The sequence below is a fragment of the Chitinophaga sp. ARDCPP14 genome (genome assembly GCF_051362515.1).
GTDB lineage: Bacteria > Bacteroidota > Bacteroidia > Chitinophagales > Chitinophagaceae > Chitinophaga.
Map to the genome: position 1 here is coordinate 383902 of NZ_JBKIXB010000004.1, position 18722 is coordinate 402623.

Consider the following 18722-nt stretch of genomic DNA (forward strand, 5'->3'; position numbering starts at 1 on the left):
GTATGACGCAACTCCCCGTAATATATGTCGATCCGCTATTCAATCTCAGGGCTGCTTTTTAATTTTTCTGTTAATTCAATAGTTCTTGCCAGACGTTTTAAGGCAGTATCATGATTTTTCACAAAGGGATTGTTCATATCCCACACATAACCAGCCAGTACAGAACAAATTTGTCCTTTTATCAGCGGATCAGCATCTTTTTTAAAGAAAATAGTATCCAGGGTACCTTCGTACCAGGCCATTACATAAGAGCGGAACGTATTCACGCCCTGCATAGTAGGCTCCATATACTCTTTCTCCCAGTCAACCGCCTCACCTTTCAGTTTCCGGATCACCAGTTTTGCCGCCGTTTGTGAAGAAACACAGGCCAAAGTTACACCAGATGAGAAAATCGGGTCCAGAAATTCTGTCACGTTGCCTGTCAGCACAAATCCATCCCCGTAAAATTTATCCGTGGTGGCAGACCACGACTGTAAAACACGTGGTTCAAATACCAGCTCTACATCGCGGAAACGTTCCCTGGTATAGGGTTCCGCCTCCAGCAGGGCGCGGTATTTGTCCTCATCAGTGCCGGGGTACTGTTCAAAAAACTCAGGATCTCCTACAAAACCCAGGGAGGTAACCCCGGTAGAGAAAGGAATGATCCAGATCCATACGCCTTTTTTATGCACCACCGCGGTAATGCGGTTTGGCTGGTCGGCCATGGAACGGCGCACATCCACCGTATGGGCAAACAATGCCTTACGGGGTTGCAGGTTGGAGTTTTTCTCCAGGTTGAATAATTTGGGAATTACCCGGCCGTAGCCACTGCCGTCTACAATAAAACGGGCGGCTATCTGCGATTGCTGGCCATCTTTATCTTCCACGGTTGTAATGGAATCGGATCCATTAAAACGTATATCCGTTACGGTTGTTTCATAAGCTACCGGCACTCCCATACTTTCTACGGTGTCGGCAAGCGTTTTGTCAAAATCGGCACGCGTTACCTGCCAGGTCCAGGTCCAGCCCGGCGTAAATTGCTCTTCGAAAGTAAAATCGCAGAGCGCATCTCCTTTTACAAACTTTGCCCCATACTTCTGCTGAAAACCTTTTGCTTTGATGGCATCAATAAATCCTGCTTCTTCCAGGGCTTCCATGCTGCGTGGCAACAGGCTTTCGCCGATTACAAAACGGGGGAATTTCTGCTTCTCCACCACTTTTACCTTGTACCCTGCCTGATGAATAATAGACGCCGCTACTGTTCCCGCCGGACCTGCCCCTATTACCAGTACATCAACTTGCTCAGTTTTCATAAGTGACGATTTTGGGAGTTATAAATTTTATGCGATTGGATTGGTTATTTTTTTTGACATTTCAACAAAGTATAATTCATGCCCATCTGGTCATTTTCCTCGATAATCGTTAACCCCGCATCATCAATACACTGGAAGAAATCATCTGTGTGATACATCTGGCTGTTACCATTAGCCATAGCGGTAAAGTACAGGGAAGTCTGCTGCAGGCAAAAAGCGGCGGATTTAAATTGCTGGCGGTTCCAGAAAGGTTCCAGGATATATACTGTTCCTCCGTCGTTGAGCGCTTCGCGGCAACGTTTCAGGATGGAAACAATTTCTGCTTCAGAAAAACAATCGAGGAACTGGCTCATCCAGATGGCATCAAAGCCCTTCGGAAAGGGTACTTCCTCGTGGAGGATGTTGGCAATATGAAAATGCACGCGGTTTTCCACGCCGGCATCTTTCATTTTCTGCTGTGCCAGTCCTGCCTGACCCGGCAAATCAAAGATGGTTACTTCCACTTCCGGATCTTTGGCCGTGCAGGCCAGGGCCCACTTACCGGTGTTACCACCGATATCGAGCAAACGTTTCGGTTTCTTTTCAAAAACAATATCCAGCGCCTGCGGAGTGGCAAGGTCTGAATAGTAATGGTCGAAGTCGAACCAGCTTTTACCTACTTCAGGTGGCAGCAGCGACAGGCCGGGATAAATAGTATCCCAGGGACCGAGTTCGCGCAGGCCGGCGGGCTTTCCTTCTCTCAGGCTTTCCTGCAGGTGATTCATGCCTTTGTAGCAGATATCCTGTGAAAAGTCCATATTGATGCGGGTAAGCTGATCATGTAAAATAAAGTAACCGGTTTTGGTGAGGGTATACCGTTTATCGTTCACGATCACCAGCTCCATACCTAAACCTGCTTCCAGCAACACTCTTACGGCATAACGCGACATTTTGGTTTGCTCCATTATTTCCTCAATGGTAATACCGGCAGAGCGGCTGTTGCTCACTGCCGTTAAAATGCCCATATCACGTAATGCCCGGGTAGCCTGAAAAGCAACGGGGGCAAATGCCAGACGCAATGCCGCTTCTTTTGCTTCGAGTGCTGTTTTTGTTTCTTTATTAAACACGACAATAACTTTGTTTAGCTGTTAAGATTAAAAACCATCGCTGCATTGCATCCACCGAAACCTGATACTGTTTTCAGGAAGTGGCGGGATGTTTTTTGCAGCAGGGTATTATGAACATTCACCGGCATACTTACACCGGGTATTTCAAATCCTTTTGTTGGCAATACCACACCGGCTTTCATGGCCTGCATGCTGATGATTGCTTCAATGAGCCCGGCGGCGCCCAGCGTATGACCGTAGTAGCCCTTCAGGCTGTTCACTGGTACTGCTGCCAGGCCTGCGTGGTGCAGCGCCTTCGCCTCCATTTCATCGTTGTACAGCGTGGCAGTGCCATGCGCCGATACAAAACCGATGTCGGCAGCGGTTAGTCCGCTGCCATTTACCGCGAGCTGCATTACTGCCGCCAGTTCTTCGCCGGTACGGGAAGGACCGGAAATATGATTGGCGTCGTTGCTGATAGCGCCTGCACCCAATGAAAAGAGCGCATTCCCTTTCTCCCTGCTGAGGATTACGGTGGCCGCGCCTTCTCCGAGTGTAACACCTGTTCTGTTGGCATCGAATGGTTTACAGGGAACGGCGCTTACCGCCTGGAACGACTGAAACCCCGATAACACAAAGCGGGTGAGCACATCTGCGCCGGCCACCACAATATGGTCATAACGCCCCGATTCAATGAGCCGTTTGCCGGTTAAAATGGCTACCAGTCCGGAAATACAGGCACTGCTAATCACCAGCGGTTCATTAGCGGCGTTAAAATGGGCCGCTATTTTCTTTGCGGTGGTGTACAGCTGCATGTTGGCCAGCGGCGGTACGGCGCCTTCGGGTTGCTGCTCCAGTAATTCAATATTTCCTTTTGTAGTGGAAACAATGAAGCCGGTACGTGTATCCGTAAGCGTAACAGCAGTTTGCTGCAGGGCCGATTGTATGGAGGCAACCAGCAGCCGCTCAAACCGCGTATATCCTTTTACGTTAGTGTTTGCCGTAAAGGCATCCAGTTGCGCAGGCGTTGTGATGGCGCTATAAAACGGAGCAGCGGCATAGGCAGCATTGTTGTGCTGCGCTATGCCACTGTTGCCAGATAACACCTGGTCAAAATTTTCCCGGGTAGTACTGCCAAGAGGCCCCACAATATTATCTGCTACTACATACACCTGTTGCATAGTACCCTTTGGTTATACCAGTCCGTGCTTCTTTTTCCATTCACTGAAAAAAGGAGGAGCAATCAATTGCAGGGAAGAAGTTTCCTTGTCCAGGAATACCTGTACGGAAGAACCCTTTGCTACTATTTCCCCTGTGGCGGGATTGGTAAGGATGTATTCAAATTTTATTTTTGCTGCCAGGTCGTCCACATACCTTGTTTCTACTATTACCCTGTCGCCGTAGCGCAAAGAGCGTTTGTAATCACATTGTACATTTACTACCGGCACGGTGAATCCTTCTTCAAAAATATCCAGGTATCTGAGCCCGTATTTTTCTCCGAAAGCTTCCCTGCCATCTTCAAAATACCGCACATAATGCCCGTGCCATACTATTCCCAGCGGATCTGCTTCATTAAATCGTATCAGTATGTTGGTGCATTCAGTGAGTATCATAATTTATCCTTTCTTCTTTGGTTTCTTTGTTGCGGGTGTTGTACCGGCAGCTTTAGTTTCCTTCTTTGCTGCTGGCGCCTGCACTACCGGCTTTGGTTCTTCCGGATCTCTGGCGTCAGCATATTTGGTTTTCAGTTTGCTGTAATCATCATTGATCTCTTCCAACGCGCTTTTAATGGTAGCCAGCCAGTAGTTGCGCCATGCGAAGCTCCATTTCTGGCCTTTACCCACATAACGTTCTGTGAGCAGTACATTTTTCCGGTCCATATCTACTATGGCCAGCCACATAGACGCACTTTTGCTGGTTTTGCTCATACCTTCCATTACCAGCATTACGCCAATTCCGTGTTTTCCGGAAAAATCATACGATTTCACTACTTTGGTGATGTCTTCCGGTTTAAGACGTTCAAAGTCGGAAGATTCGTCGGATTTCAGCGCATCTTTATTGATGGCTTCATTGCGTTTGTTCACCAAACCAATACTGGTATTGTATTTATCGCGGTGAAATGCGCCTGGTACATCGTACTTCTTTTGTTCGTTCACAATTACCTGGTTCAGGGCAGTAAACTCGTGGTCTACGATCGCATCTGTTTTGGCAGCGGCGTCACCTATCAGTTTAGCCTGTGTAAAATCCACGCCCAGCCAGGTAAAGCTCGAATCTTTGTTGTCCAGGAAGTTCTTCAGTGTCTGAGCATTTGCTGTCATAGCCATCATGCTCAACATCAGCAACGGAAGTGCAATTAATTTTCTGCAGTTCATGTGTGATTAAATTTGGGGATTGATGAATATTTTCATTTCACATTGTGCCATCAGGCGGCCGTCAAACATTACTTTGCCGGTTACCATAGTGGCGTTAAACACTTCACCGCCGATTTCGGTGGTCGTTTCTATCATTTGTCCTGCCGGCGGCAGCTCCAGTATTTCCAGGTCTTTCACCGCGCCAATAAATCCCAGGGGAACGGGTGTATTTTGTTGTTTGGCGATATAGCCGATGCGGGCAGCGGCGGTTTGTGCAATATTCTCCATCAGGCCGGGCGCCGTAAGCACCCCATTCTCCACAAAAATATTATCAGGTGCGATATGAAGACCGGTGCGGGTGATAGGGCCATCTACTGCCAGAATACCACTGATCATTACAATGGGGGTACGCTGGGGAATATAGGCGGTGATATCGTCTGAATGAATAAACATCTGCACAAGTTATTATTAAATATGAAACACGAAATAAATAGAATTATACGAAATTATGAACAGTAAAAACACGCATTATTCCCAAAAATCGTAATAATTGAACCATTGCACCGGGTAACGGTATACTTTTTCTTCCACATGATGCACAAAATCCTGCAGGGCGGTTTCTACTCCCTGGTTACGCCGGCCGTGGTACTGACGGGGCTCGGTCGCAAAAAAATGATAGTGGGCAGACGATTCCTTAAAGGCGAATACCACGGAAACCGGCACCCGGAAGGTGGCGGCTAACAGGAAAGGACCCAGCGGGAAACGGGCGTCCTGTCCTAAAAAAGGGACTGTTACAGTTTTATTACCGGGCAGAAACCTGTCGGCATGCATACACACCAGTTCTTTATTACTCAATGCTTCATTGATAGCATAAATGTGCGACAGGTCGTCTTTGATCACGATAACATTCATATTCCGGTCGCCCGTAATACCAGACAGGTAATCTTTGATCCGCTGGTGTTCGCCATCGAACATCACGATATTAATACGGGTTTGCAGGCGCTTAAACAAATGACCTGCCACTTCCCAGTTACCCACATGTGCGCTCAGCAGGATACCGCCTTTGCCACCGGCAATCATTTCACGCAAATGATGTTCTCCCTCAAACTCAAAGGTGAATTTATTGGACATATCTGCCATTACCACCACCTTATCGATCAGTGTTTGACCAAATACGTAATAATTCCGGTATAAACTGAGCAATGCGCGCGCCCTGCTATAACCAATTTTTTTACGGAGATAATGATAGACAGGTTTTGAGGAACTCCAGGAAAATGCAAAAAAATAGAAGGCTACAAATCTCAGCAACATATACGCAGGCACCACCCCTCCATGCTTCAACAGGAAAACAAAACAACTATATCCGAACTTACTCCCTTTAGATTTTCCTTGCCAGGAGGGCATTATACCAGTTCTTTTTGTTGTACACGAGTGGCTACATAATTGTAGAAATCCTGGAAAGTAACAATAGCCTGGAATTCTTCGGGATTTACTTTAAATCCGAAGTTATCTTCTATTACTACCACCATATCGATATAATCCAAACTATCCAGATCCAGTGTGGATTTCATGTTTGCTTCCGGCGTGATGGCCGCGGGGTTTGCTTCAAACTCCTCTACCAGAAACTTATTCGTAACAGTTATTATCTCTCTAATGTCCATAAAGTGTGAAATCAGATATAGGTCGGTTTAAAAATTGTGTTTACGTAGTCTATTGGTCAGCTAATCCTATTCCGAGCGCCCAAAGTTAAGGATATTTATTTTCCATTCCACCCCCTTACTACCAGGGACGAATTTGTTCCTCCAAAGCCAAAAGAATTCGACAAAAATATATTAAAATTTTTATTAATTGTACTGGTTACAATATTTAGCCTCGCGGCATCCTCATCGGGGTTATCCAGGTTGATATTGGGGGCAATAAAGCCGTGCTGCATCATCAGCATGGAATACACAATTTCACTGGCGCCCGCCATCCAGCATTCATGGCCGGTCATGGACTTAGTAGAGCTTACGTACGGGCGCGAACCGCCAAATACTTCATGAATCGCCTTGGCTTCGCTGGCATCGCCGGCGGCGGTAGATGTAGCGTGCGCGTTGATATATTCTATATCTCCCGGCTGTAACCCTGCATCCTGCAGGGCTATCTGCAGGGATCTTACAGGTCCGTCTACAGTAGGATTGGAAATATGCGCGCCATTGGAGGAAAAACCATATCCCAGCACTTCACCTAAAATAGTGGCGCCCCTGCGCTGCGCAGATTCAAGGCTTTCCAGGATCACGGTGGCAGCACCACCACTGGGTACCAGTCCATCCCGGTCGCGGTCAAATGGCCGGGAAGCCCTGGTAGGATCGCTTTCCCTCACCGAAAAAGCGGCAATGGCATCAAAATTACCCATGGCATACACATTCACTTCCTGGGCCCCGCCGCAGATCACAGCGTCCTGCATACCGTTGCGGATAAACATATACCCAAGCCCGATGGCATGTGAACCACTCGCGCAAGCTGCACTTACAGTGAAATTCACGCCCCTGAGCTTAAAAATAGTAGCCAGGTTCATATTTACCGTGGAGTTCATGGTCTGGAAAACAGATCCTGAACCCACCAGCATCGTATCTTTTTTAGCCCGCATTATGTCATTGGCTTCTACCACCGGTTTTGCGGAGCTGTCGTTACCATATAAAAGTCCTATAGGTGTGGAGTCGATATATTCAGGTGTCATGCCTGCCTGTGCAAGGGCTTCCCGGGTGGCCATATAGGCAAATTCCGCCTGTTCAGGCATCATAAGCCTGGCCCGGCGATCCAGCAATCCTTTGAGTTCAGGTCTTTCTATATACCCGGTTAAACCGGAACGGTAACCAAATGTCTTTCTTTCAGGATCCAGTACAATACCGGATTTGCCCTGATACAATGAATCTTTCACTTCCTGCATGTCCTTTCCGATGCAGGAATAAATTCCCATCCCAGTGATCACTACTCTGTTCATAGCTCTTAGCTTTTAGCGGTTAGCCTATAGCCCAGTAATATTGACGTTATTAAGTGTGCAGCCCCCCATTGATGTTCAAAATTTCTCCGGTAATATAACCTGCCGACCTGGAAGCCAGGAAGGCCACTGCATCTGCCACCTCTTCGGCTGTGCCAAAACGGTTCATGGGAACCTGCGCTGCCAGCTCCTTTTCATTCAGTTCAGCCGTCATATCTGTTTTAATAAAACCCGGCGCAACGGCGTTCACCGTTACCCCTCTTTTGGCTACTTCCTGTGCCAGCGCCTTTGTAGCGCCTATTACCCCTGCTTTGGCGGCAGAATAATTGGTTTGTCCGGGTAAACCTTTAATACCGGACAGCGATACCATATTGATGATACGCCCGTAACGTTTCAGCAACATGCCATTCAGCACCTGCTTGGTTACGTTAAAAAATCCATTCAAACTGATATTGAGTACATTACTCCATTGCGCCTCATTCATCCAGAACATCAGGGAATCTTCCCGGATACCTGCATTATTCACCAGCACTTCTATCTGTTGATCTTTATTATTTTCCACCCAGCCTCCCAATACCTGTTGCACTTCCGCGGCATCGCCTACGTTAAATGGTATCAGTTCACCGGTACTGCCTTTTGCCTTCACTGCTTCCAGCGTTTCCAGCGCTGCTGCCTCATTTCCCTTGTAGTTGATCAGCACATGATAACCTGCTTCGGCCATCTTAATACATACTGCCCTTCCTATTCCCCTTGACCCTCCTGTTACTAATGCACATTTCATGAATTACAAATTACGAATGACGAATGACGGCTAACCACAATTATCTGATCAGAACTGGATCGGCATATTCTTTACCAGGTAAGCTTTAATTTGCTGAAGATCTTTATAGCGCGGGCTGTCCTCAATAAATTTAGGGAAAATTGCTCTCACTTCCTGGTATACTTTGTGTGAAAATCCCGCCAAACGGTCCTGGCAATTCAGATAATCCACCGCCTGTAACACTGTCATTACCTGTATAGCCAATACCTGGAAAGTATTTTCTATTACTTTGCTGGTCATAACAGCCGCATTGGTTCCCATACTCACAATATCCTGGTTATCGTTGTTGTTCGGAATACTGTGTACGTACATCGGGAACGACAATGTCTGGTTTTCCGCCACGGTGGAGGTTGCCGTAAATTGCACCCCCTGCATTCCAAAATTAAAGCCAAGTTTGCCGAGGTTCATAAACGGCGGAAACTTGTGATTCAGCTTATCATTCAGCAGGTAGTTGAGTTGTCTTTCTGCCAGCATCGACAATTTGGTGATGGCTATCTTGATTTTATCCATTTCCAGGGAGACATAATCGCCGTGGAAATTTCCGCCGTGGAAAACGTTTTCCAGGTGATGATCCACTACAGGATTATCACTCACGGAATTCAGCTCCTGTACCACCAGCTTCTCTGCCTGTGCAAGGGTATCGTAAACAGGCCCCAGGATCTGCGGTACGCAGCGCAGGGAATAATACTCCTGTACTTTATCTTTAAAAATTTCTTCTTCCAGTTCTTTATAGAGATGATCAGGGCGATGGCGCACCATTTTGCTGCCAGTAAGGATCTCCCGCATTTTTGCGGCAATCTGCTGCTGGCCTTCATGCTTTTTCACGGCATTCAGTTCGGCCGACAGGTGATCGTCGAATGCTTCTACTATTTCATTGATCATGGCAGATAATACCACCGACCATCCCAGCAGCTTCTTCGCTTCAATGAGGTTTACCAGCCCGATACCCGTCATGGCGGAAGTGCCATTTATAATGGCCAGTCCCTCCCTCACGTGGATGCCTATAGGTTTCAGGTTCAGTTTAGCAAAAACATCTGCCGTAGGCTGATATTTATCTTCATACCAAACCTCTCCTTCCCCGATCAGTACCAGCGCCAGGTGGGCCAGTTGTACCAGGTCGCCGCTGGCACCTACGCCTCCATGCTCAAACACACAGGGATATACGTTTTTGTTGATCAGGTCTTTTAAAAGATGTACCACTTCCGGGTGAATACCGGAATGCGCCTGCATAAAGCTGCTCAAACGGGCGATCATCAGGGCTTTGGTATGCAACGGCGACATGCAGTTGCCGGCGCCGGAGCTATGGCTGCGGATCAGGTTATACTGCAACTGGAAAGTATCTTCATCACTGATGCGGTATTGGGCCATCGGACCAAAACCAGTGTTGATACCGTAGATCAGTTTCTTTGCCGAAAATTTCTCGAGGAATAGAAAACTAGCTTCCACCTGCTGCAAAGCCGCTGCTTCCAATGTCAGCTCTTCCCCGCCCAAAAGGACCCTGTACACTTCTTCCAGAGACAGTGCCTTACTTCCTATTGCAACCATTTTATCTTAAATTAAATTATTTGTATATGTAAAAAAGTGCTCAAAATTAGCATAAAGCTAGATTTATCCAAATAAATAACAATCCCATTCAACGAATTACGGGTAATTACGCATGCGGTTTTTACTTATCAGGGAAGGGAGCAAGCCTATTCTTCTTCGTTTGTTGTTGGCGGTGTAACCAGTACTTTGTCGATACGATGCGCATCCATGTCCACTATTTCAAAGGTAAAATCTCTCCAGGAGAACTTCTCTCCCGTTTGAGGAATGTGTTCCAGGTGATGCAGGATAAACCCTGCCAGCGTATCAAAATCCTGCTCAAATTCGGTCATCCAGTCTTCTTTATCAAATTCTTCCAGGAAATCATAAAACGGGATCTGGGCATCTACCAGCCAGGTCCCATCTTCCCGGAGCACCATTTCATAGTCGTCGCTTTCAGCTGTTTCCGGCATATCGCCCACTATGGCTTCCAGGATATCATTCAATGTAATCATTCCCAGGAAGGTACCATATTCATCTACGATAAAAGCGGCGTGCAGGTGCGTTTCCTTAAATTTCTCCAACACCTGGTAAGCGGTATTATTTTCCGGCACAAACAACGGCTTACGGATAATTTCTGTAAGCGGGGTCGACTGGCCCGCTACCGAATACAGGTCTTTGATGGTAATTAATCCCTTAATACTGTCTATCTGCCCGTCGCACACCGGATATACCGAATGCAGGCTGTCGAGGATCGTTTGCCGGTAGGTGGCCGGTTCATCATTGATATCCAGCCAGGTAATATCATTACGGTAAGTCATGAGCGACGTGATATTACGGTCGCCCAGGTGGAAAACCCTTTCTATGATCTCCTGTTCTGTTTCTTCAATGGCGCCGGAACTGGTACCCTCATTAATAATGGCTTTGATCTCTTCTTCCGTAACATGGGGTTCACCGGATTTGAGATTTAACAATTTTATCAGTGCCGCAGAAGAAGCGGTTAATAACCAGATAAAAGGAAAAGTAAGCCAGGAAAGCACCTGCATGGGCTTCGCCATAAACTTGGCGATCGCTTCCGGTTTGGCCAGCCCGATACGTTTCGGAACCAGTTCTCCCAATACCATAGAAAAATAAGTGATCACCACTACAATGAGAATAGTGGCCACCACACTGCTGTAAGGCTGTATGGCCGGAAAGGTATTGAGCCAGGCCATCACATCAGTTTTGATGTTCTCGCCTGAATAAATACCCGTTAAGATGCCGATCAGCGTAATACCGATTTGCACGGTAGAAAGAAAGGTGTCCGGATTGTTGGCAAGCTTTAAAGCTGCCTTTGCTTTTTCATCCCCTTTATTGGCCTGGTTCTCCAATCGGATCTTCCGGGCCGAGACCAACGCTATCTCCGACATCGAGAACAGGCCGTTCAATAAAATAAGGATGAGGATAATGACGACTTCCATATATAAAGCCTAAAAATAAAAAATTATTCAAATATCAGGGTTAGAAATGCCAGAAGCAAGCCTACGGCTATTGCCAGCACTTTCTTCCTGCTGAGTTCATGATGTTTTGTACCACTTTCGTAAAAGATAGTAGTGGAAATGTGCAGAAATGCACCCACCACCAGCGCTACCACGTATAAAAAGTAATGTTGTATCACTTCAAAGCGGCTTCCCAGCCAACCCGCCAGTACTGCGGCCAGCGGCGTTACCAGCGCAAAAATGATCAGGATCCGCCAGAGATCCGCCCTTTTCTTATGGGCATGCATCATCACGGTAATAAGCGTTAATGCCTCCGGGATTTTATGAGCAGCAACGCCCGCCATCAGTGAAGGCAGCGCAGAATGATCATTATATTTAAAGCCCAGCGGCAACCCTTCCATGAACGCATGGATGGAAAGCCCCAGCAAAAGCGGGGTAACCGCAATATGATGATGATGCTCCTGCGGCATATGGGTATGACCGTGTTCCATTCCATGCGAAAGCTGCTGCAGGAATACCTGCAGGAAAAATCCCAACACAATATAAACACCCGCCTGGTGACCCAGCGCCTCGTACACTTCTGGCAGCAGGTGCATAATGATCACGCCGAAAAGAAAAGCCCCCGTAAAAGCGAGCAGGTAAATGGAAAAGTTGGCATTGACGCGTTTTACTGTCATGGGAATCATCCCACCAGCAATGGTTGCAGCCAGTATTAGTATCAGATAGTTCCAGTTCATGATGCGAGTTCAGACTCCAGTCTTATGCGGCGTTGAAAAAAACTGCCGCTCAGCAGTCCGATTAAAATACCCAGTACCGCACCTCCTGCCACATCGAGCGGATAGTGCACCCCTACGTATACCTGAGCATAGGCAATAGCAGCCGCCCATGCAAAGAATAACCAGGCGTACCGGTGAAATGCCTGTTTTAAAGTTATGAAACAAAATGTAGCCAGTGCAAAATGATTGGCGGCATGATTAGAAGTAAAGCTTCCGCTCATAGGACAATACACCACCAATACCCGGGCGTAGTGCGACACCAGCGGATCACGGCAGGGCCGCACCCTTCCGATCGCGCTTTTCAGGTACAAGCTGCTCTGATCTGCCACGCCAAAGCACAGCAGGAAAAATAATATCCAGAAAAGGCCTTTCCAGCCATAGTTAATAGTTACAAACAGCCCCAGGAACAGGTACAGCGGCGCCCAAACAAAAGGCTCCCTTAAAAAAGGCAGCACCACATCCAGGAACCCGTTATACCATTGACCATTAATATGAAAGAAGAGCCGGAGATCCCCGCGGAGTATCGATTCAAGCATGGCTATGATTTTGTGGCGATGATGATCAGTCGTGGCGAACGTTGTTCATCATAGCTGTTAAAGTGATAGTCGCCGAATATTTCTGTTATTTTGAGTCCCTGTTTGGCAAACATGACCTCAAACTCCTGCCTGGTGAAGGCATTCACGCTTTCTGTGTAAGTAGCGCGGCGCATTTTTTCCTTATCCAGGATACTGATTTGCTTCATAAATTTATGCGCCTTCAGTTCCCGGCGGATATCAAATACCACATTGTCCTTTTCCTTTACTTCATCATTCACCAGGTGGGCAGCTACATAATTACTGTTCAGGTAGTCCAGCACCAGTTTACCACCCGGCTTCAACGCATTTTTGAGTGTACGCAATGCGTTGTCATTATCGCGCTGCGATTCAAAGTAACCAAAGCTGGTAAAGAAATTAAACACCACATCGAAGTAGTTTACCCAGAAAGGTAAGCGCATGTCATGCTGAAAAAAGCTCAGGTGATTATTTTCCAGCTTTCTTGCCACATTAATACTTTCGATAGAAAGATCGATCCCGGTTACATAATAACCTTTATCTGCCAGGTATTTGGCGTGCCGTCCCCTTCCACAGGCTACATCCAGCATTTCCGCATCCGGCGCCGGTTGCAGATAGGTGAGTAACTTATCAATAAATGCCGCGGCTTCCCTGTCATCCCGGTTGTTGTACAACAGGTGATAATAAGGAGAATTAAACCAATCTTTAAACCATAGTTTATCTACTTCCATATTTTGTGCAGCTATAGGCAGAAACTAACAGCTATTTTTTATTATTAAACATCAAATATCGGGTGCTTTCGTAAAAGCCACGTGTTAAATTATCGAGGCTTTTCGCCGTATCCGGTTGCTGGGCACGGATATTCTTCAACGGGTCGCCCTTCAGATCATACAGAGCGGCAGCATCCGTAACCAGGTTGATTTCGTACAGGTAACGATCGCCCAATGTAGCGTAAAAAGGCATCTGATTACGCAGGTAGGTCATGAACACATATTTATCGTTTACCCGGGTGCTGTCAAACAGGTCTACGCCCAATGTATAATTTTTATATGGCATTCCCACCAGTTTTGCCACGGTAGGATACACATCCAGTAAGCTTCCCGGCGTATTAACCTGTTGCGGCGCCAGGTGCTTCGGACTGTACATAAATGCGGTTACATGCACGCCGCCGGTGGATAACTCATACTCCGGCAACGGCATAAAACTATATGGATTGAGCACACAGTTATGATCACCGAAAAATACAAAAATGGTGTTATCAAGATAGCCATCTTTGCGCGCCATATCAATAAGGTGCCCCACGTTATAATCTTCATACCTCAACGCATTGAACTGATCCACCGACACAAAGCCCGATTGTTTAAACTTTTTCATATCGAGGTCTTTCTCCGTCAGCTTCTTAAAATCGCCGGAGCCGCTGGTGGTGGTATACGGCGGGTGGTTATCTGCCAGCTGGAGGAACGCTACAAAAGGCTTCTTCTTATCATTATCTTCTTTAAAAATACCACTGGCCTCCGTGATGAGGTCGTAATCGGAAATACCCCACACATCGGCTTTCCCGGATTTGTACATGCCCTCTTCGTAGATGCGGATACCTTCCACGTTATTGGTAAATACCGCGCGGATATTGGCCCAGTTGGTATTTCCGCCAAGCAGGTACAGTTTGTCGTATCCTTTGAACTGGTCCATCACAATACGCTGATCCAGCATTTTAGGATGACGGCTCGCTGTTTTTACCGCGGTAATGTCCGGTAAACCGGTGTGCACACCAAATACTGTTTTGGCGGTGCTGATAGCCGGCACATAAAAATTCTTAAACAGGATACCGCTGTCTGCCAGGCGCTGCATATGAGGCGTGGCCTGCATCGGATTTCCGTACATACTGGTTACCGCTGCACCAGTGGATTCCAGCATCACCAATACCACATTGAGCCTGGGCTTGCTGCTATCGCCGGCAACGGTACGAACATAATTGAGGTTATTAACATCCGTGGAATCCACTTTCAGGTAGGAAGCCAGGTAAGGGTAATATTTTTTGGTGGCTTCCAGGTTGTAAGTATCTCCTTTTACGGAGAAGTTGGAAGCGAAATACAGGATGGGATTGAGTCCCAGGCTGGTTACGCCGTTATCGCGGGTAAACATGGCCTGGCTCCAGCGCAGCGGGAAATAAGCGATATTCCCATAGATGCCGGCGGCAAACAGCAGCACCATTCCTATAACGTAGCCGGTAAAGGGCCAGTTACGCAGGTAAGTAACCGGCTGGGCGGCAAATCTTTTCCAGGTAGCCTTCTGCAAACGGTATACAAGGAACATGAACACTATAATGCCCAGGGCGCCCCGCACTACGGGGTAACTTTGCCATACCATCCTGGCATTGTCGGCCCGCTCCCCCTTTGCCAGGAACCTCAGTACAGAAGGGTCGAGACGTTGTCCGAGGTAGTCGTAATGACCGAGGTCAAGAATATAAAGAAGGGTAAGTAACAGGTAAATAAGGAAAAAATAGATAAAACTGGTATTACGTATAGCCCTGGAGGTAAAAAATTTATTCCGGGTAATCAGCGTTAATAACAAGATGGGGATCATGAGGTAAAGTGCCAGCCGGAGATCAAATCTTAGTCCCAGGTTCCAGGCTTTGAGTATCGCTGCATGCTCTGTAATGGTTGTTTTAAAGAAAAACAGGTAAAATATAGCCCTGAACATCACCATTAACAGGAAGAGGTAAAGCGTTTGAACAAACACATAACGAATATACCGGGGTATATTCTTCCACGAGTATTGCATGTAACGTATAGCTGTTTTTTGAAAAGCGTAGCTGCAAATATAGTGAAAAGTGATGGCGGAAAATTGAAAAACAGGAATGACAGCAGCGTATTCGTGGTCATCTTTTCATAATTAGGATTTCTGGAATGGATTTTTTTATATTTGCCTTCCTTTAAAATTGAATCTTGTGGCACTGATCAAATCGATATCCGGCATACGCGGAACCATAGGCGGTAAGCCCGGCGAGGGACTTTCTCCATTAGATGTGGTGAAATTTACCGCTGCCTACGGCACCTGGCTGAGCCGGCAAACAGACAACCGTAAGGTGGTAATAGGCCGTGATGGCCGTATTTCCGGCGAAATGGTAAAAAACCTGGTAGTATCCACCCTCAACGGGCTGGGGATTGATGTGATAGACCTCGGTTTATCCACCACCCCTACCGTGGAACTGGCGGTTACAATGGAAAATGCCGCAGGCGGTATTATTCTCACTGCCAGCCATAACCCCAGAGAATGGAACGCCCTGAAGCTGCTGAACAGCAAAGGCGAGTTCATTTCCGGTGAAGATGGTGCACAGTTGCTGGAAATAGCCGAACAGGAAGACTTTAATTTCGCAGATGTAAATAAGCTCGGCTCCTACACCGTCGACGATTCCTATCTGCAGAAACATATCGACCTGATCGTGAACTACCCATTGGTGGATGTGCCTGCCATTAAAGCACGTAACTTCAAAATTGTGGTGGATGCGGTAAATTCTACCGGCGCTATCTTTGTTCCACCTTTGCTGAAAGCATTGGGTGTGGAGGAAGTAGAAGTGCTGTTTGCGGAAGTAAACGGCAAATTCAGCCACAATCCGGAACCGCTGGCAGAAAACCTGACCGCTCTTTCCAATGAGGTAAATAAATCCAATGCCGACCTCGGTATTGCCGTTGATCCGGATGTAGACCGCTTGTGCTTTGTTTGTGAAGATGGAAGCATGTTCGGCGAAGAATACACGCTGGTAGCAGTAGCCGATTACGTGTTAAGCAAAAGAAAAGGTAACACCGTTTCCAATATGTCTTCCACACAGGCGTTGAAAGACGTCACCCTCAAGCATGGTGGAGAATACACCCCGTCTGCAGTAGGTGAAGTGAATGTGGTAAAGAAAATGAAAGACACCAACGCGGTGATCGGCGGAGAAGGCAATGGCGGCATCATTGTGCCTGACCTGCACTATGGCCGTGATGCCCTGATCGGTATCGGGCTTTTCCTGAGCCACCTGGCGCACAGCAAAAAAAGCATCAAAGCCTTACGCAACAGCTATCCCGACTATTTCATCTCCAAAAATAAAATAGAGCTGGATAAAGGCGTGGATGTAAAAACTATCTTCGAAAAAATCAAGGTTAAGTATAAAAACCAGCCTTTAAATACCGAAGACGGATTGAAAATAGAGTTCGACAAAGACTGGGTACACTTGCGCACTTCCAATACAGAACCCATCATCCGTATATACGCCGAAAGCCAGAATGAAACTACGGCAGACAATATCGCCAAAAGGATCATGCAGGACATTAAAGAATTTATGCACTAGATCGCCTTCGGCGATGCGGATTTTGTCTTTCTCGCTGATTACGCTGATTTTACTGATTACCTGGATTTTTACTTTTGGATTTTTTTTGATTTTTTAGATTTTCTTAAAATAATAATTAAGGGAGATAAGAGCGAATATCCGCTTCTATCTCCCTTAATCCTTTATAAATCCAAAAGTAAAAATCCAGGTAATCAGTAAAATCAGCGTAATCCTGAGCCAAGACAAAATCCGCTTACATCAATTCTTTCAGTCGCTCCACTACCTTGTCCACTTCTTCTTTGGTGTTATTTTTACAGAAGGAGAAGCGCACCGCAATTTGATTAGGATTGCTGTTGATGGCGCGAATAACGTGAGATCCCGCATTGGCGCCGGATGTACACGCACTGCCGCCGGAAGCGCAGATGCCGTTGATATCCATATTAAACAGGATCATCTCTGTTTTCTCAGATTTGGGAAAAGCCACATTCAATACAGTATACAGGCTACGGCCATACAGGTCGCCGTTGAAAGCTACTTCAGGAATATGCTTTTGCAGTTGTTCTGCCATGTACATGCGCAGGCCATTGATATGTGCGCTGTGTTCTTCATGGTGTATGGTGGCCAGTTCCAGGGCTTTGGCAAAACCGATGATGCCATACAGGTTTTCGGTGCCGGCGCGCATGTTACGTTCCTGGCTGCCTCCCTGGATGAAAGGTGTTATCTTAACATTTTCATTGATGTACAGGATTCCAACTCCCTTGGGGCCGTGGAACTTATGCCCGGCGCCGGTGATGAAGTGTACAGGCGTATTACGCAGGTCAAAGGGGTAGTGACCTACGGTTTGCACGGTGTCTGAATGAAAAATGGCGTCAAACTCTTTGCAGAGGTTGCCCACGGCATGAATATCCAGCAGGTTACCGATTTCGTTATTGGCGTGCATGAGGGATACCAGGCAACGCTCCTGAGCATTCTGCAGCAGTTCACGCAGGTGGTCCATATCAATATGGCCGGTAGGCAGCACATTCACAAAGGAGAGGGCTATGCCGTCGTGGTGATGCAGGTATTCTACGGTGTGCAGCGTAGCATGGTGCTCGATTGGCGAAGAAATGATGTGCTTGCAGCCAAGATCCTTTACTGCCGCGTTGATGGCCGTATTGCTGCTTTCGGTGCCGCCGGAGGTAAAGAAAATTTCTCCCGGATGTGCATTGAGTGTTTTGGCGACTGATTTACGCGCGTTTTCGATACCCAGTCTTGATTCCCGTCCGTAAGAATAGATAGAGGAAGGATTACCGAACTTTTCCGTCATAAATGGCAGCATTGCTTCCAATACCGCTGGATCCAGCGATGTGGTAGCTGCATTGTCGAAGTATATTCTTTCCAATGTTTGGTGGTTTTTGATAAAAGAATAATAATTAATGGTGGTTGGTGGTCTTAAAAGGAAGCGAAGTTCCGAAAATTTTGGGATTTTTGATTTTGGTTTTTTATGAACGGAAATTTAAAAGGAAACAGCCCGCCCAAGCTGTTGGAGCGCGTTGTTTCCTTTTAACCCACATCTCCCG

At 46.9% G+C, this 18722-nt stretch carries 18 protein-coding genes; 1 reads left to right on the forward strand and 17 read right to left on the reverse strand.

Going from position 1 to position 18722, the window contains the following annotated elements:
- Positions 1-35: 35 nt before the first annotated feature.
- From ACLHR0_RS13995 to ACLHR0_RS14070, 16 genes are all read right to left on the reverse strand, one after another.
- Positions 36-1292 carry an NAD(P)/FAD-dependent oxidoreductase gene (locus ACLHR0_RS13995; protein ID WP_370912300.1) on the reverse strand — a complete coding sequence of 419 codons (1257 nt, stop codon included), beginning with the start codon at positions 1290-1292 and terminating at the stop codon, positions 36-38.
- 44 nt (positions 1293-1336) lie between these two features.
- Positions 1337-2398 carry an SAM-dependent methyltransferase gene (locus tag ACLHR0_RS14000; RefSeq protein ID WP_429050991.1) on the reverse strand — a complete coding sequence of 354 codons (1062 nt, stop codon included), beginning with the start codon at positions 2396-2398 and terminating at the stop codon, positions 1337-1339.
- 14 nt (positions 2399-2412) lie between these two features.
- Positions 2413-3558: a beta-ketoacyl-[acyl-carrier-protein] synthase family protein gene (locus ACLHR0_RS14005; RefSeq protein WP_436487347.1), complete on the reverse strand. Its 1146-nt coding sequence runs from the start codon at positions 3556-3558 to the stop codon at positions 2413-2415.
- A 12-nt stretch (positions 3559-3570) separates the two neighbouring features.
- A complete protein-coding gene (locus ACLHR0_RS14010) occupies positions 3571-3990 on the reverse strand; it encodes an acyl-CoA thioesterase (RefSeq protein ID WP_079470537.1) in 420 nt (139 codons plus the stop codon).
- A gap of 3 nt (positions 3991-3993) precedes the next feature.
- Positions 3994-4749, reverse strand: a complete 756-nt coding sequence (locus ACLHR0_RS14015; RefSeq protein WP_436487350.1) for a hypothetical protein — start codon at positions 4747-4749, stop codon at positions 3994-3996.
- A gap of 6 nt (positions 4750-4755) precedes the next feature.
- Positions 4756-5181, reverse strand: a complete 426-nt coding sequence (locus tag ACLHR0_RS14020; protein ID WP_429050998.1) for a 3-hydroxyacyl-ACP dehydratase — start codon at positions 5179-5181, stop codon at positions 4756-4758.
- A 75-nt stretch (positions 5182-5256) separates the two neighbouring features.
- Positions 5257-6132, reverse strand: a complete 876-nt coding sequence (locus ACLHR0_RS14025) for an LpxL/LpxP family acyltransferase (RefSeq protein ID WP_429050999.1) — start codon at positions 6130-6132, stop codon at positions 5257-5259.
- Positions 6132-6389 (reverse strand): phosphopantetheine-binding protein, encoded by a 258-nt coding sequence (locus ACLHR0_RS14030; RefSeq protein ID WP_370912293.1) that lies wholly within the window; start codon positions 6387-6389, stop codon positions 6132-6134. Before ACLHR0_RS14030 ends, ACLHR0_RS14025 begins: the two co-directional genes overlap by 1 nt.
- Positions 6390-6484: 95 nt before the next feature.
- Positions 6485-7711 carry a beta-ketoacyl-[acyl-carrier-protein] synthase family protein gene (locus ACLHR0_RS14035; RefSeq protein WP_429063027.1) on the reverse strand — a complete coding sequence of 409 codons (1227 nt, stop codon included), beginning with the start codon at positions 7709-7711 and terminating at the stop codon, positions 6485-6487.
- A gap of 49 nt (positions 7712-7760) precedes the next feature.
- Entirely contained in the window at positions 7761-8489 is a 729-nt protein-coding gene (fabG, locus tag ACLHR0_RS14040; protein ID WP_429051002.1) for a 3-oxoacyl-ACP reductase FabG, read from the reverse strand.
- A gap of 48 nt (positions 8490-8537) precedes the next feature.
- Positions 8538-10073: an HAL/PAL/TAL family ammonia-lyase gene (locus ACLHR0_RS14045; protein WP_370912290.1), complete on the reverse strand. Its 1536-nt coding sequence runs from the start codon at positions 10071-10073 to the stop codon at positions 8538-8540.
- 146 nt (positions 10074-10219) lie between these two features.
- Positions 10220-11509, reverse strand: coding sequence for a hemolysin family protein (locus ACLHR0_RS14050; protein ID WP_370912289.1), 1290 nt, complete (start codon positions 11507-11509; stop codon positions 10220-10222).
- Positions 11510-11532: 23 nt separating this feature from the next.
- The gene (locus ACLHR0_RS14055) at positions 11533-12264 is read right to left on the reverse strand and encodes a ZIP family metal transporter (protein WP_370912288.1); all 732 of its coding nucleotides are present in this window, start codon (positions 12262-12264) and stop codon (positions 11533-11535) included.
- A complete protein-coding gene (locus ACLHR0_RS14060; protein ID WP_429051006.1) occupies positions 12261-12839 on the reverse strand; it encodes a phosphatase PAP2 family protein in 579 nt (192 codons plus the stop codon). The genes ACLHR0_RS14055 and ACLHR0_RS14060 overlap by 4 nt, the downstream gene beginning before the upstream one ends.
- A gap of 2 nt (positions 12840-12841) precedes the next feature.
- The gene (locus ACLHR0_RS14065; RefSeq protein ID WP_429051007.1) at positions 12842-13585 is read right to left on the reverse strand and encodes a class I SAM-dependent methyltransferase; all 744 of its coding nucleotides are present in this window, start codon (positions 13583-13585) and stop codon (positions 12842-12844) included.
- A 31-nt stretch (positions 13586-13616) separates the two neighbouring features.
- Positions 13617-15635 carry an LTA synthase family protein gene (locus ACLHR0_RS14070; protein ID WP_436487355.1) on the reverse strand — a complete coding sequence of 673 codons (2019 nt, stop codon included), beginning with the start codon at positions 15633-15635 and terminating at the stop codon, positions 13617-13619.
- Between the two features lie 166 nt (positions 15636-15801).
- Between ACLHR0_RS14070 and glmM the strand changes: the two genes are divergently transcribed.
- Positions 15802-17184 carry a phosphoglucosamine mutase gene (glmM, locus tag ACLHR0_RS14075; protein ID WP_429051011.1) on the forward strand — a complete coding sequence of 461 codons (1383 nt, stop codon included), beginning with the start codon at positions 15802-15804 and terminating at the stop codon, positions 17182-17184.
- A gap of 232 nt (positions 17185-17416) precedes the next feature.
- Here the strand turns inward: glmM and ACLHR0_RS14080 are convergent, their stop codons facing one another.
- Positions 17417-18544, reverse strand: coding sequence for a cysteine desulfurase family protein (locus tag ACLHR0_RS14080; protein WP_436487357.1), 1128 nt, complete (start codon positions 18542-18544; stop codon positions 17417-17419).
- Positions 18545-18722: the final 178 nt, after the last annotated feature.

Bases quoted from the DNA above. Each gene is read 5' to 3' on its own strand.
- ACLHR0_RS13995 (WP_370912300.1), bottom strand. From the start codon at position 1,292: ATGAAAACTGAGCAAGTTGATGTACTGGTAATAGGGGCAGGTCCGGCG.
- ACLHR0_RS14005 (WP_436487347.1), bottom strand. From the start codon at position 3,558: ATGCAACAGGTGTATGTAGTAGCAGATAATATTGTGGGGCCTCTTGGC.
- ACLHR0_RS14010 (WP_079470537.1), bottom strand. From the start codon at position 3,990: ATGATACTCACTGAATGCACCAACATACTGATACGATTTAATGAAGCA.
- ACLHR0_RS14015 (WP_436487350.1), bottom strand. From the start codon at position 4,749: ATGAACTGCAGAAAATTAATTGCACTTCCGTTGCTGATGTTGAGCATG.
- ACLHR0_RS14020 (WP_429050998.1), bottom strand. From the start codon at position 5,181: ATGTTTATTCATTCAGACGATATCACCGCCTATATTCCCCAGCGTACC.
- ACLHR0_RS14025 (WP_429050999.1), bottom strand. From the start codon at position 6,132: ATGCCCTCCTGGCAAGGAAAATCTAAAGGGAGTAAGTTCGGATATAGT.
- ACLHR0_RS14030 (WP_370912293.1), bottom strand. From the start codon at position 6,389: ATGGACATTAGAGAGATAATAACTGTTACGAATAAGTTTCTGGTAGAG.
- ACLHR0_RS14035 (WP_429063027.1), bottom strand. From the start codon at position 7,711: ATGAACAGAGTAGTGATCACTGGGATGGGAATTTATTCCTGCATCGGA.
- fabG (WP_429051002.1), bottom strand. From the start codon at position 8,489: ATGAAATGTGCATTAGTAACAGGAGGGTCAAGGGGAATAGGAAGGGCA.
- ACLHR0_RS14045 (WP_370912290.1), bottom strand. From the start codon at position 10,073: ATGGTTGCAATAGGAAGTAAGGCACTGTCTCTGGAAGAAGTGTACAGG.
- ACLHR0_RS14050 (WP_370912289.1), bottom strand. From the start codon at position 11,509: ATGGAAGTCGTCATTATCCTCATCCTTATTTTATTGAACGGCCTGTTC.
- ACLHR0_RS14055 (WP_370912288.1), bottom strand. From the start codon at position 12,264: ATGAACTGGAACTATCTGATACTAATACTGGCTGCAACCATTGCTGGT.
- ACLHR0_RS14060 (WP_429051006.1), bottom strand. From the start codon at position 12,839: ATGCTTGAATCGATACTCCGCGGGGATCTCCGGCTCTTCTTTCATATT.
- ACLHR0_RS14065 (WP_429051007.1), bottom strand. From the start codon at position 13,585: ATGGAAGTAGATAAACTATGGTTTAAAGATTGGTTTAATTCTCCTTAT.
- ACLHR0_RS14070 (WP_436487355.1), bottom strand. From the start codon at position 15,635: ATGCAATACTCGTGGAAGAATATACCCCGGTATATTCGTTATGTGTTT.